Origin of the sequence: Streptomyces cyaneofuscatus (assembly GCF_033109485.1) — a bacterium.
Classification (GTDB): domain Bacteria; phylum Actinomycetota; class Actinomycetes; order Streptomycetales; family Streptomycetaceae; genus Streptomyces; species Streptomyces cyaneofuscatus.
The window spans coordinates 1,839,938-1,852,230 of record NZ_CP137002.1 but is presented as its reverse complement, the minus strand read 5'-3'; the positions used below and the strand labels follow the sequence as shown (position 1 = coordinate 1,852,230).

11 protein-coding genes are annotated in these 12,293 nt (G+C 72.4%); 8 read left to right on the top strand and 3 right to left on the bottom strand.

All coding sequences use genetic code 11. From position 1 onward, the window contains the following. Window positions 1-61: 61 nt before the first annotated feature. From R2B67_RS07635 to R2B67_RS07600, 8 genes are all read left to right on the top strand, one after another. The gene (locus tag R2B67_RS07635) at window positions 62-865 is read left to right on the top strand and encodes a helix-turn-helix domain-containing protein (protein ID WP_317817071.1); all 804 of its coding nucleotides are present in this window, start codon (window positions 62-64) and stop codon (window positions 863-865) included. Window positions 866-1,023: 158 nt separating this feature from the next. Next, window positions 1,024-2,505, top strand: coding sequence for a 30S ribosomal protein S12 methylthiotransferase RimO (rimO, locus tag R2B67_RS07630; RefSeq protein ID WP_317817070.1), 1,482 nt, complete (start codon window positions 1,024-1,026; stop codon window positions 2,503-2,505). Then, window positions 2,502-3,359 (top strand): CDP-diacylglycerol--glycerol-3-phosphate 3-phosphatidyltransferase, encoded by an 858-nt coding sequence (pgsA, locus tag R2B67_RS07625; RefSeq protein WP_317817069.1) that lies wholly within the window; start codon window positions 2,502-2,504, stop codon window positions 3,357-3,359. Before rimO ends, pgsA begins: the two co-directional genes overlap by 4 nt. Window positions 3,360-3,382: 23 nt before the next feature. Then, the gene (locus R2B67_RS07620; protein WP_317824795.1) at window positions 3,383-3,874 is read left to right on the top strand and encodes a CinA family protein; all 492 of its coding nucleotides are present in this window, start codon (window positions 3,383-3,385) and stop codon (window positions 3,872-3,874) included. Between the two features lie 109 nt (window positions 3,875-3,983). Next, window positions 3,984-4,367 carry a helix-turn-helix domain-containing protein gene (locus R2B67_RS07615; RefSeq protein WP_003965837.1) on the top strand — a complete coding sequence of 128 codons (384 nt, stop codon included), beginning with the start codon at window positions 3,984-3,986 and terminating at the stop codon, window positions 4,365-4,367. Between the two features lie 269 nt (window positions 4,368-4,636). Continuing rightward, entirely contained in the window at window positions 4,637-5,107 is a 471-nt protein-coding gene (locus R2B67_RS07610) for a Dps family protein (protein WP_026242283.1), read from the top strand. 36 nt (window positions 5,108-5,143) lie between these two features. Next, complete coding sequence (locus tag R2B67_RS07605; RefSeq protein WP_018516358.1) at window positions 5,144-5,314, top strand: CsbD family protein; 171 nt, start codon at window positions 5,144-5,146, stop codon at window positions 5,312-5,314. Window positions 5,315-5,480: 166 nt separating this feature from the next. After that, window positions 5,481-5,822, top strand: coding sequence for a hypothetical protein (locus tag R2B67_RS07600; protein ID WP_317817068.1), 342 nt, complete (start codon window positions 5,481-5,483; stop codon window positions 5,820-5,822). On the opposite strand, the gene R2B67_RS07595 is transcribed toward R2B67_RS07600, so the two are convergent. The 3 genes from R2B67_RS07595 to R2B67_RS07585 form a co-directional block, all read right to left on the bottom strand. Further along, window positions 5,770-6,543, bottom strand: coding sequence for an SDR family NAD(P)-dependent oxidoreductase (locus tag R2B67_RS07595; protein ID WP_317817067.1), 774 nt, complete (start codon window positions 6,541-6,543; stop codon window positions 5,770-5,772). The two genes, R2B67_RS07600 and R2B67_RS07595, sit on opposite strands and share 53 nt — an antisense overlap. Window positions 6,544-6,602: 59 nt before the next feature. Beyond that, window positions 6,603-7,454, bottom strand: coding sequence for an Fpg/Nei family DNA glycosylase (locus R2B67_RS07590; RefSeq protein ID WP_317817065.1), 852 nt, complete (start codon window positions 7,452-7,454; stop codon window positions 6,603-6,605). A 107-nt stretch (window positions 7,455-7,561) separates the two neighbouring features. Next, window positions 7,562-12,265: an Lhr family ATP-dependent helicase gene (locus R2B67_RS07585; protein WP_317817063.1), complete on the bottom strand. Its 4,704-nt coding sequence runs from the start codon at window positions 12,263-12,265 to the stop codon at window positions 7,562-7,564. Window positions 12,266-12,293 lie beyond the last annotated feature (28 nt).

The window sequence follows — 12,293 nt, the reverse complement described above, 5'->3', positions numbered from 1 at the left end:
CCTTTCGTACCCCCCCTAGACTGAACATCCAGCAGGTGGCTCACGCTCGAAAGGCGCCCCCGTGTCCATCGGCAACTCCCCCGAAGACGACCGGCCTTCGATCGGTCGTGCCCTTCAGCAGGCTCGTATCGCCGCAGGTCTGACGGTCGAGGAAGTCAGCAGCTCCACCCGGGTGCGCATCCCCATCGTGCACGCGATCGAGGAGGACGACTTCTCGCGCTGTGGCGGCGACGTCTACGCACGCGGCCACATCCGCAACATCGCCCGTGCCGTCGGTATCGACCCGGAACCTCTGGTCGAGCGTTACGACGGTGATCACGGCGGCCGTCCCGCACCGACCCCGGCGGCTCCGCTGTTCGAAGCGGAGCGCATCCGTTCCGAACCGCGGCGGCCCAACTGGACCGCGGCCATGGTCGCGGCCATCGTCGCCGTCATCGGCTTCGTCGGCTTCACCCTCTTCAACGGTGGGGACGACAAGCCCTCGAACACCGCCACGGTCGCGGAGGGCTCCAAGCCCGACAAGACTGCGGCCAAACCCACCACCACCAAGCCGGCCGACCCCCCGCCCGTGCCGTCCGAGAGTGCCATCGCCGCCGCCCCCCGGGACAAGGTGACGGTCAAGCTCGGCGCGAGCCAGGGCAAGAGCTGGATCTCCGTCAAGGACCACAACGGCCGGCTGCTCTTCGACGGGCTGCTGCTCGAAGGTGAGTCCAAGACCTTCCAGGACAAGGAGCGCATCGACCTCGTCCTCGGCAACGCCGGGGCGATCGAGCTCTTCGTGAACGGGAAGAAGCTCCAGGACCGATTCGAGCCGGGTCAGGTCGAACGGCTCACGTACACCAAGGGTGACCCCGAGGCCGGCTGACCCCGCGCCTTCCCACCCCTTCGACGGGCGTCCGGCCTCGTGCCGGGCGCCCGTCGGCGTCTCTCCCGCCTTGCGCGCCTGCTACGGGGAGTAACAGGCGGAGGGCCAGGCAACCCTGCTCGGCGGGAGGGCCGCCGGGACGAAGTAGTCTTGAGTCCATGCCCGAACGCCGTACCGTCGCCCTTGTCACTCTTGGCTGCGCCCGTAACGAGGTGGACTCGGAGGAGCTTGCAGGCCGCTTGGCAGCGGACGGCTGGGACCTCGTCGAGGACGCCTCGGACGCGGATGTCGCAGTCGTCAACACCTGTGGGTTCGTCGAAGCCGCCAAGAAGGACTCCGTCGACGCCCTGCTCGAAGCCAACGATCTCAAGGACCACGGCCGCACCCAGGCCGTCGTCGCCGTCGGCTGCATGGCCGAGCGCTACGGCAAGGACCTCGCCGAGGCCCTGCCGGAGGCGGACGGCGTCCTCGGATTCGACGACTACGCCGACATCTCCGACCGGCTCCAGACCATCCTCAACGGCGGCATCCACGCCTCGCACACCCCGCGCGACCGCCGCAAGCTGCTCCCGATCAGCCCCGCCGAGCGGCAGGACGCCGCCGTGGCGCTGCCCGGCCACGCCCAGGAGACGCCCGCCCCGGCCCCCGAGGACCTCCCGGAAGGCGTCGCTCCGGTCTCCGGGCCGCGCGCCCCGCTGCGCCGCCGGCTCGGCACCAGCCCCGTCGCCTCGGTGAAGCTCGCCTCTGGCTGCGACCGCCGCTGCTCCTTCTGCGCCATCCCCTCTTTCCGCGGCTCCTTCATCTCCCGCCGTCCCTCGGACGTGCTCCAGGAGACCCGCTGGCTGGCCGAGCAGGGCGTCAAGGAGGTCATGCTCGTCTCCGAGAACAACACCTCGTACGGCAAGGACCTCGGCGACATCCGCCTGCTGGAGACCCTGCTGCCCGAGCTGGCCGACGTGGACGGCATCGAGCGCATCCGGGTCAGCTACCTCCAGCCCGCCGAGATGCGCCCCGGTCTCATCGACGTCCTCACCTCGACGCCGAAGGTCGCCCCGTACTTCGACCTCTCCTTCCAGCACTCCTCCCCGAGCGTGCTGCGCACGATGCGCCGCTTCGGCGACACCGACCGCTTCCTGGAGCTCCTGGACACCATTCGGAGCAAGGCCCCCGAGGCCGGCGCCCGGTCCAACTTCATCGTCGGGTTCCCCGGTGAGACCGAGGCCGACCTCGCCGAGCTGGAACGCTTCCTCACCGGCGCCCGCCTCGACGCCATCGGCGTCTTCGGCTACTCCGACGAGGAGGGCACCGAGGCCGTCGGCTACGCGAACAAGCTGGACGCCGACACCATCGCCGAGCGGCTCGCCCACATCTCGCAGCTGGCCGAGGAGCTGACCTCGCAGCGGGCCGAGGAGCGCGTCGGCGAGACCCTCCAGGTGCTCGTGGAGTCCATCGAGTCGGACGAGGACGGCGAGGTCGCGATCGGCCGCGCCGCGCACCAGGCCCCGGAAACGGACGGCCAGGTGGTCTTCACCACACGCGAGGGACTCGTGCCGGGCCGTATGGTCGAGGCAAAGGCAGTGGGCACCGAGGGCGTCGACCTGGTGGCCGAACACCACGAGCTTGCGGAGGCGGCCAGATGACGGGAGCCCCGGCATCCGCGGCAGGCGGTTCCGGCGCGAAGCCGGTCCGCGGCGGCAAGCTGGGCACCGCGGCCGTCAACCAGGCCAGCCTGTGGAACATCGCCAACATCCTGACCATGGTGCGGCTGCTGCTCGTCCCCGGCTTCGTACTGCTGCTGTTCCACAACGGCGGGTACGACCCGGTCTGGCGCTCCTTCGCCTGGGCGGCCTTCGCCATCGCCATGATCACCGACCTGTTCGACGGTCATCTGGCGCGGGCGTACAACCTGGTCACGGACTTCGGGAAGATCGCCGACCCGATCGCCGACAAAGCGATCATGGGCGCCGCGCTGATCTCGCTGTCGATCCTGGGCGATCTGCCGTGGTGGATCACCGGGGTGATCCTCGCCCGTGAGCTGGGCATCACGCTGATGCGGTTCTGGGTGATCCGGCACGCGGTGATCCCGGCCAGCAGAGGCGGCAAGCTCAAGACCCTGGCGCAGGGGACGGCGGCCGGGATGTACGTCCTGGTGCTCACCGGCCCCCTGGCCACCCTGCGCTTCTGGATGATGATGGTGGCCGTCGTGCTGACGGTCGTCACCGGTCTCGACTACGTACGCCAGGCCGTCGTCCTGCGCCGCAGGAGCCTCGCCGCCGAGCGGGCCGCCGTGGGCCGGACCGCGGAAGCGCTGAACGAGGCGGCCGGGTCTCCTGGTGCCGTTGCGGCGGACGCCGGTGCCTCCGGTGTGACGGATGCCGGGTCGGCCGGTGTGACGGATGCCGGTGTTTCCGGGGCGGCGGTGCGGGTCTCCGGTGGTTCGACGGCTGTGGAGCCCGCCGTGCGCGCGCGTGACGGCGCGGAGGCCGAGCGGTGACAGCCGCTGCCGTTGCTGCCCGGGTGCTGGAGCTGCTCGTGGAGCGCGGTGAGACGCTCGCCGTCGCCGAATCGCTGACGGGCGGCCTGGTGGCGGCCGAGCTCACCTCCGTACCCGGTGCCTCCCGGTCCTTCCGGGGATCGGTCACGGCGTACGCCACGGCCCTCAAGGGCGAGATCCTCGGTGTGGACGGGACCCTGCTGGCGGAGCGCGGGGCGGTCGATTCCGAGGTCGCGGGGCAGATGGCGGCGGGGGTGCGCCGTGCCCTCGGTGCGGACTGGGGCGTCTCCACGACCGGCGTCGCGGGCCCGGAACCGCAGGACGGGCAGCCCGTCGGGACGGTCTACGTGGCTGTCGCGGGACCTTCCGGCGTCGAGAAAGTGTCCGCTCTGCGATTGAATGGTTCGAGGGCGGACATCCGTAGAGAGAGTGTACGAAGCGCCCTCGATCTGCTGGCCGGCGAACTCGGAGAGAATGCGCGGGCACAGGATACGGAACAGATCGGGGGGAATTGATGTTTGCAGCCCTGAGTGAACACGACATCGCTCCCCGCACGGCCGCAGCACAAGGCGGTACGGTAGGGCGTGAAGGATGCGGCTACGCGGTCCGAGGAGGGAGCCACCGATGATTCTGCTCCGTCGCCTGCTGGGTGACGTGCTGCGTCGGCAGCGCCAGCGCCAAGGCCGTACTCTGCGCGAAGTCTCCTCGTCCGCCCGGGTCTCGCTCGGTTATCTGTCCGAGGTGGAGCGGGGGCAGAAGGAGGCATCCTCCGAGCTGCTCTCCGCGATTTGCGACGCGCTTGACGTACGGATGTCCGAGCTCATGCGGGAAGTGAGCGACGAGCTCTCGCTCGCCGAGCTGGCCGAGTCGGCAGCTGCCAGTGATCCGGTCCCAGTACCGGTTCGTCCCATGCTCAATTCCGTCTCCGTGTCGTCGGTCGCAGGAGTGCCGTCGGGACGGGTGACCATCAAGGCGCCCGCGGAAGCGGTGGACGTCGTCGCCGCCTGACCCGCGCGCGGCAACAGCGCTCGACCGGAGTCCCGGTCGGCCCCCCCCAGGGGCCGGCCGGGACTTTCGCGTGTGCGGCTTTTCCGTGTCCCTTCGTGTGCGGCTTTCGTGTGCGGCTTTCGTGTGTGAGGAGCGAGGGAGCGGGCAGACGGAGGTTGAGGCCAACATGACTGTTTTGTTTCTTTTGTGTCATCGTGAGTGGTGCGCCGAAACGGTCAGCGAAACGCCTGACGACGGTCAGCAGTACGCCTGACGGATGGGAGTTGTGCATGTCTGTGGTGAAGAGCCCACTGTCCGAGAGCGATCTCAAGCTCGTCGGAGAAGCGCTGCAAGGCGCGCTGGTCGATCTGGTCGACCTCTCCCTCGTGGCGAAGCAGATCCACTGGAACGTGGTCGGCCCGCGCTTCCGGTCCGTGCACCTCCAGCTCGACGACGTGGTCGTCACAGCCCGGCAGCACTCCGACACGGTCGCCGAGCGAGCCTCCGCGATCGGGGTCAACCCGGACGGCCGCTCCGCGACCGTGGCCAAGGAGACCGCCATCCGGTCCGTCCCCGAAGGCTGGATCAAGGACACCGACGCCGTGAAGGCGCTCGTGGACGCCCTGGGTGTGGTTATCGGCCGGATGCGGGAGCGCATCGAGGTGACCGACGCGCCGGATCCCGTCACCCAGGACATCCTGATCTCACTGACAGCAGACCTCGAAAAGCACGCCTGGATGTTCCAGGCCGAAAGTGCCTGAGCGGAAGGAACCGACATCGTGACTGGTGACAACGCCATGGACAAGCTCAAGGGCAAGGGCAAGGAGGCCGTCGGCAAGCTGACCGGCGACCGCCGCAAGGAGTCCGAGGGCAAGGCCGACCAGGCCAAGGCCACGGCCAAGGACAAGGTCGACGAGGCCGGCGACCGCGCGAAGGGCGTCACGGACTCGCTCCGCGACGACAAGTAGCGGCCGGTGGCGCCTCGCGCCCCCCTGCCCCGAGTGCCCCCGCCGGTCATCGGCGGGGGCACTCGGGGTTTCGGGCCGGGTGCCCCTTCGGCCGTCCGTTCTGGATGCAGTGGTGCCGCTGCCAGGGGAAACTGCCCGAAAGGACGTCGGCCGCAGGAGGGCAGCGATGATACGGCGGTGGATACCGGCGCTGGTCCTCGGCGGGTTGTGGTGGTGGGCGGTGCTGCGGCTGGTGCTCCAGCCGGAGCAGGCCGGTGCGGTGGAGGGGGCGGTGGCGGCGGGGGGCTGGGGGCTGAGCCTGCTGCCGGTCCATGTGGCGTCGGGGGGCTCGGGGGTCCTTGGGGGTTCGTCGGGGGGTGTGGGGGAGCCGGTCGGGTGTGCGGGGCCGGAGGGGGAGGCTTCACGGGGCGGGCCACGGCGGTTTGAGGCGGCCCCTGGACGGCTTGTGGCGGGGCTCACCAGGGCATGGCGACGCCGCCGTTCGGGCGGAGGATCTGGCCGGTCATGAAGGCCGACGCGTCGGACGCCAGGTGCAGCACGGTGTGGGCGACGTCCTCGGGTTCGCCGACCCGGCCCAGCGGCGAGATCCGGGCCATCGTGGCCTCCGTCCGTTGCTGCTGTCCGGCTCCGTGCCGGTCGGTCATCGGCGTACGGATCCAGCCCGGGGCCACCGCGTTCACCCGTATGGCGTGCGGGCCCAGCTCGGTGGCGAGCGTCTTCGTGAGCTGGACCACGGCAGCCTTCGCCGCGCTGTAGCAGAGCAGGCCCGCGCTCGCGGAGTCCACGGCGCCGGACGCCATCGTGATCAGCGAACCGGGCGCGGAGCGGGCGATCATGGAGTGGGCGACCTCCTGGCAGGCGTACAGCACTCCTTTGAAATTGACCGCCAGTACCCGGTCCAGGTCGTCGTCCTCCGTCTCCAGGACGCTGCTGGTGTGCATGATCCCGGCCACGGCGACCAGGATGTCCACCTCGTCCGCCGCCCGGACAGCCGCGCGGACCCCGTCCCGGTCGGTGACGTCGAGCGGGTGGGTGCGGGCCGAGCCGCCCGCGCTCGTGATCACCTCGTACGTCCTCCGCAGGCCGGTCTCGTCGCGGTCGGCGCAGTGGACCGTCGCTCCGGCCTCGGCCAGCAGGACGGCGCTGGCCCGGCCGATACCGCCGGCGGCGCCGGTGATGAACGCGGAGCGGCCCGTGAGGTCGTAAGCGTCGTGCGCGGAGAGGGGCATGACGCGACCGTACGACCGGATCTGACGGGGCGTCAACTAGCGTGCGGGCCTTGAGCTGTTCAGGGCGTCGGGCCCGCTTGGCAGGCCGGGCACCAGTACGTGGGCCGGTCCTCCTGGTCGAACTTCCGGATCGGGGTGCCGCAGCGCAGGCAGGGGCGGCCTCCCCGGCCGTAGACGTAGAGGGGGTTCTGCACCCGGAGGGGCGGGAGAGGCCTTCCGGCGGGTGCGGGGGGCGGCGTGCCCGGGCGGGGGCGGCGCTCGGCTCGGATGGTGGTGGTGCGGGTGGGGCGGTCGCGGTTGGCGTCGAGGAGGCGGTGGGCCAGGGCGACCAGCCGGGGGAGCGTTCCGCCGGGGAGGCCGCCGACGGGGAGCCAGGGGGTGACGCGGGCGAGGAAGCACAGCTCGCATTTGTAGACATTGCCGATGCCCGCCAGGTTGCGCTGGTCCAGGAGGGCCTCGCCGAGGGGGCGGTCGGGTGCGGCGAGGAGGCGTTCCACGGCGAGGCCGGGGTCCCAGTCCGGGCCCAGCAGGTCCGGTCCGAGGTGGCCGACGGCCTTGCTCTCCTCGCTGGTGCGCAGCAGTTCGAGGACGGGGAGGCGGTAGCCGACGGCGGTGTGGTCGGTGTTGGTCAGGACCGCGCGGATCTGGTGGCCGGGGCCGCCGCGCCAGCGCTCGCCCGGTGCGTAGATCCGCCAGGCCCCGTCCATCCGGAGGTGGCTGTGCAGGGTCAGCCCGCCCTCGACCCGGGTCAGCAGGTGCTTGCCGCGTGCCGTGACGTCGAGGACGGTGCGGCCGCTGAGGTCGGCGGTGGCGAACCGGGGAACGCGCAGGTCGGCGTGGGTCAGGACCCGCCCCGCCAGCGCTGCGTGCAGCCGGGCGGCGGTCTGGAGGACGGTGTCTCCTTCGGGCATACCTCCATGATGGGCCCGGCGGGCCTGTTGGGCTCCCGCCTGCCGGGTCAGGCTCTCGGACCCTCAGACCTCAGACCTCATGTCTCAGACGACGTGTCTCAGACCTCTCATGCCCTCAGGCGCAGGCCTCTCGGGGTGGCGAGGAAGCCGGCCGCCTCCAGGGTCCGGCCCAGCGGGGAGGTGAGGGAGGAGGCCCCGTTGGTCCGCTCCACCGTCACGGTGCCGAGTGCTCCGGCGCGGGCGGACGCGGCCAGGGCCTCGGCCGCCGCCAGGAGCGCCGGGGACTCGGGGTCGGTGGGCCAGGCGAGCAGGGACTTGCCGCCGCGCTCCATGTAGAGCGTGAGCTCTCCGTCGACGAGGACCACCAGGGCCCCCGCCTTGCGCCCCGGCTTATGGCCTGCGCCGTCCGGGGACTCCGGCCACGGCAGGGCGGCGCCGTACGCGTTGGCCGGGTCGGCGGCGGCGAGCACCAGGGCCTGGGGGGCGGTGCCCGGGTCCCGGCGGTCGCGGGCCGTGGCTGCTGCCCGCACCCGGTCCACCGCCCCGTCCATCGCGAACTGGGCGGCCCCGAGGCCCTCCACCACATAGCCCCGCCGGGCCTGCCCGCTGTCCTCGAAGGCGGCCAGGATGCGGTACGTCGCGGAGAAGCCGCCCTCCACCCCTTCCGCCTGCACCGCGCCGCGGGTCACCACGCCGTGCCTGTCGAGGAGGGTGCGGGCCAGGGCGTGGGCGCGGTGGGTCGGCTCCGGCTCGCGCGGGGGCAGCAGGGACCAGCGGCCCGAGACCGTCGGGGGGCCGGTGCGGGAGGCGGGCCGGGCGGCCGCGGTGAGGGATCCGTACCGCCCGCGGGGCACGTTGCGTCTGGCCCGATGGGCGGTGGAGCCCGCTGTCCGGCCGGAGCCGAGGAGGGAGCGCAGCGGGGCGAGGGTGTCGTTGGTGAGCCTGCCCGACCAGGCCAGCTCCCAGAGGGCGTCGGCGAGCTGCTGGTCGGAGGCGTCCGGGTGGGTGGTGGCCCGGACCTGGTCGGCGATCTGCCGGAAGAAGAGGCCGTACCCGCCGGAGAGGGTGGTGAGCAGGGACTCGTGGAGCGCCGACAGCTCCAAGGGGTGCGGGGCTGGCAGGAGCAGGGGTGCGCTGTCGGCGGGGTAGAGGGAGAGCCAGCCGTCCTTGCCGGGCAGTGCTCCCGCTCCGGCCCAGACGACCTCGCCCGTGGTCGTCAGCTCGTCGAGCATCGCCGGGGTGTAGCCCATCACCCGGCTCGGCAGGATCAGCTTCTCCAGGGCCGAGGCGGGGACGGGCGCCCCCTGGAGCTGTTCGACGGCGCGGGCCAGCCCGTCGATGCCGCGCAGGCGGTGGGAGCCGAAGTGCTGCCACTGGGGGAGGAAGGAGGCGAGCGCGGCGGGCTCCACCGGCTCCAGCTCCTGGCGGAGCGCGGCCAGCGAACGGCGGCGGAGCCGGCGCAGCACGGTGGCGTCGCACCACTCCTGGCCGATACCCGCCGGGTGGAACTCGCCCTGGACCGTCCGGCCGGAGGCGGCGAGCCGTTGCAGCGCGCCGTCCGTGACGGCGGTGCCGAGGCCGAACCGCTCGGCGGCCCGGGCGGCGGTGAACGGGCCGTGGGTCCGGGCGAAGCGGGCGAGGAGATCGCCGAGGGGGTCCTTCACCGGCTCGGTGAACGCCTCGGGGACACCGACCGGGAGTGCGGTGCCCAGCGCGTCCCGCAGCCGCCCCGCGTCCTCGATCGCCGCCCAGTGGTCCGCCCCGGCGATCCGGACCTGGATGGCCCGGCGGGTCGTGGCCAGCTCCGGCGCCCAGGAGGGCTCGGCACCCCGCTCGGCCAGCTCGGCGTCGGTCAGGGGGCCGAGGACGCGCAGCAGGTCGGCGACGCCTTCGACGTCCTTGATCCGGCGGTCCTGGGTGAGCCACTGGAGCTCCTGCTCCAGCTCGGTGAGGACCTCGGGGTCGAGCAGCTCGCGCAGCTCCGCCTGGCCCAGCAGCTCGGCCAGGAGGTGGGAGTCCAGGGAGAGTGCGGCGGCCCGCCGCTCGGCGAGCGGTGAGTCGCCCTCGTACAGGAACTGGGCGACGTAACCGAAGAGGAGGGAGCGGGCGAACGGGGAGGGTTCCTGGGTGGTGACCTCGACCAGGCGGACCCGGCGCGCCTCCAGGTCACCCATCAGCTCGGTGAGCCCGGGGACGTCGAAGACGTCCTGGAGGCACTCGCGGACGGCTTCCAGGACGATCGGGAACGAACCGAACTCGGAGGCCACCTGGAGTAGCTGCGAGGCGCGCTGGCGCTGCTGCCAGAGCGGGGTGCGCTTGCCGGGGGAGCGGCGGGGCAGCAGCAGGGCGCGGGCGGCGCACTCCCGGAAACGGGCGGCGAACAGGGCGGAGCCGCCGACCTGGTCGGTGACGATCTGCTGCACCTCGCCCTGGTCGAAGACGACGTCGGTGGCACCGACCGGGGGCTGCTCGCTGTCGTACGAAAAGGTCTGCGGGGCCGGTCGGTCGTCCGCCGCGTCCGTCGCGTCCCCGGTGGGTGGGGCGTCGAAGTCGAGCAGGTCCAGGCCCATCATGTCCGCGTCGGGGAGCCGCAGCACGATCCCGTCATCGGCGTGCATGACCTGCGCGTCCATCCCGTACCGCTCACCGAGGCGGGCGGAGAGGGCGAGCGCCCAGGGGGCGTGCACCTGGGCGCCGAAGGGGGAGTGGACGACGACCCGCCAGTCGCCCAGCTCGTCGCGGAACCGCTCGACCAGGATCGTCCGGTCGTCCGGGACGTGGCCGCAGGCCCGGCGCTGCTCGTCCAGGTAGGCCAGGATGTTGTCCGCCGCCCAGGCATCCAGCCCGGCGGCGAGCAGCCGGAGCCGGGCGTCCTCCTCGGAGAGGCCGCCGATCTCGCGGAGGAACGCCCCCAGGGCGCGGCCGAGCTCCAGGGGGCGGCCCAGCTGGTCGCCCTTCCAGAACGGCAGCCTTCCCGGGACGCCCGGGGCGGGGGAGACGAGGACCCGGTCCCGAGTGATGTCCTCGATCCGCCAGGACGTGGTGCCCAGGGTGAAGACGTCGCCGACGCGGGACTCGTAGACCATCTCCTCGTCCAGCTCGCCGACCCGGCCGCCGCCCTTCTTCGGGTCCGCGCCGGCCAGGAAGACCCCGAAGAGGCCGCGGTCCGGAATGGTGCCGCCCGAGGTGACGGCGAGCCGCTGCGCGCCGGGGCGGCCGGTGACCGTACCGCCGACCCGGTCCCAGACGACCCGGGGGCGCAGCTCCGCGAAGGCGTCGGAGGGATAGCGGCCGGCGAGCATGTCGAGGACGGCCGTGAACGCCGACTCGGGAAGTGAGGCGAAGGGGGCGGCCCGGCGGACCAGGGCCAGCAGGTCGTCCGCCTGCCAGCTGTCCAGCGCCACCATGGCGACCAGCTGCTGGGCCAGGACGTCCAGCGGGTTGGACGGGATGCGGAGCGCCTCGATCGCCCCGGTCCGCATCCGCTCGGTGACGACGGCGGCCTGCACCAGGTCGCCGCGGTACTTCGGAAAGACCACGCCGGTGGAGACCGCGCCGACCTGGTGCCCGGCCCGGCCGACCCGCTGGAGACCGGAGGCGACGGAGGGCGGGGACTCGACCTGGACCACCAGGTCGACCGCGCCCATGTCGATGCCGAGCTCCAGACTGGAGGTGGCCACCACGGCGGGCAGCCGCCCCGCCTTCAGGTCCTCCTCTACCTGGGCCCGCTGCTCCTTGGAGACCGACCCGTGGTGGGCGCGGGCCAGCAGCGCGGGGGCGCCCCGGGCCGCGCCGGACTGGGCCATGACCTCGGCGGGGGCGTGCGCCTCCGGCAGGTCGAGAGCGGGGTTGTCCGGGTTGTCGGGGTCGAAGGCGGTGCCGGTGGCCCGCTCGTACGCGATCTCGTTGAGCCGGTTGCACAGCCGCTCGGCCAGCCGGCGTGAGTTGGCGAAGACGATGGTGGAGCGGTGCGACTGGACGAGGTCGGCGATGCGCTCCTCGACATGCGGCCAGATCGAGGGCTTCTCCGCCTGCGCGGCGTCCCCGTCGGTGGCGGGGGAGCCGCCCAGCTCGCCCAGATCCTCGACCGGGACCACCACCGAGAGGTCGAACTCCTTGGTGGACGGCGGCTGGACGATCTCCACCTTGCGCTGCGGCGACAGGAACCGGGCCACCTCGTCGACCGGCCGGACCGTCGCGGAGAGCCCGATCCGGCGGGCGGGCCGGGGCAGCAGCTCGTCCAGGCGCTCCAGGGACAGCGCGAGATGGGCGCCCCGCTTCGTACCGGCGACCGCGTGGACCTCGTCCAGGATCACCGTCTCGACGCCCGCGAGCGCGTCCCGGGCGGAGGACGTGAGCATCAGGAACAGCGATTCGGGTGTGGTGATCAGGATGTCCGGCGGCCGGGTCACCAGGGAGCGCCGCTCGGCGGGCGGGGTGTCACCGGAACGGATACCCACCCGCACCTCCGGCTCCGGGAGGCCGAGCCGCACCGACTCCTGGCGGATGCCGGTCAGCGGGGAGCGGAGGTTGCGCTCCACATCGACCGCGAGCGCCTTGAGGGGCGATACGTACAGCACGCGGCAGCGCTTCTTCGCCTCGGCGGGCGGCGGACCGGAGGCCAGCCGGTCCAGCGAGGCGAGGAAGGCGGCCAGCGTCTTGCCGGAGCCGGTCGGTGCGACCACCAGCACATCGCTGCCTTCGCCGATGGCACGCCAGGCACCCTCCTGCGCGGCGGTGGGCGCGCTGAAGGCGCCGGCGAACCAGCTGCGGGTCGCGGGCGAGAAGGCGTCGAGAGCGGAGCCGGTCATGTCCCCCATCGTGCACCCCGCCACTGAC

Excerpts from the sequence above, each read along its gene's own strand:
- pgsA (WP_317817069.1), top strand. The coding sequence starts at position 2,502 with ATGACGGGAGCCCCGGCATCCGCGGCAGGCGGTTCCGGCGCGAAGCCG.
- R2B67_RS07615 (WP_003965837.1), top strand. The coding sequence starts at position 3,984 with ATGATTCTGCTCCGTCGCCTGCTGGGTGACGTGCTGCGTCGGCAGCGC.
- rimO (WP_317817070.1), top strand. The coding sequence starts at position 1,024 with ATGCCCGAACGCCGTACCGTCGCCCTTGTCACTCTTGGCTGCGCCCGT.
- R2B67_RS07590 (WP_317817065.1), bottom strand. The coding sequence starts at position 7,454 with ATGCCCGAAGGAGACACCGTCCTCCAGACCGCCGCCCGGCTGCACGCA.
- R2B67_RS07595 (WP_317817067.1), bottom strand. The coding sequence starts at position 6,543 with ATGCCCCTCTCCGCGCACGACGCTTACGACCTCACGGGCCGCTCCGCG.
- R2B67_RS07600 (WP_317817068.1), top strand. The coding sequence starts at position 5,481 with ATGATACGGCGGTGGATACCGGCGCTGGTCCTCGGCGGGTTGTGGTGG.
- R2B67_RS07585 (WP_317817063.1), bottom strand. The coding sequence starts at position 12,265 with ATGACCGGCTCCGCTCTCGACGCCTTCTCGCCCGCGACCCGCAGCTGG.
- R2B67_RS07610 (WP_026242283.1), top strand. The coding sequence starts at position 4,637 with ATGTCTGTGGTGAAGAGCCCACTGTCCGAGAGCGATCTCAAGCTCGTC.
- R2B67_RS07605 (WP_018516358.1), top strand. The coding sequence starts at position 5,144 with ATGGACAAGCTCAAGGGCAAGGGCAAGGAGGCCGTCGGCAAGCTGACC.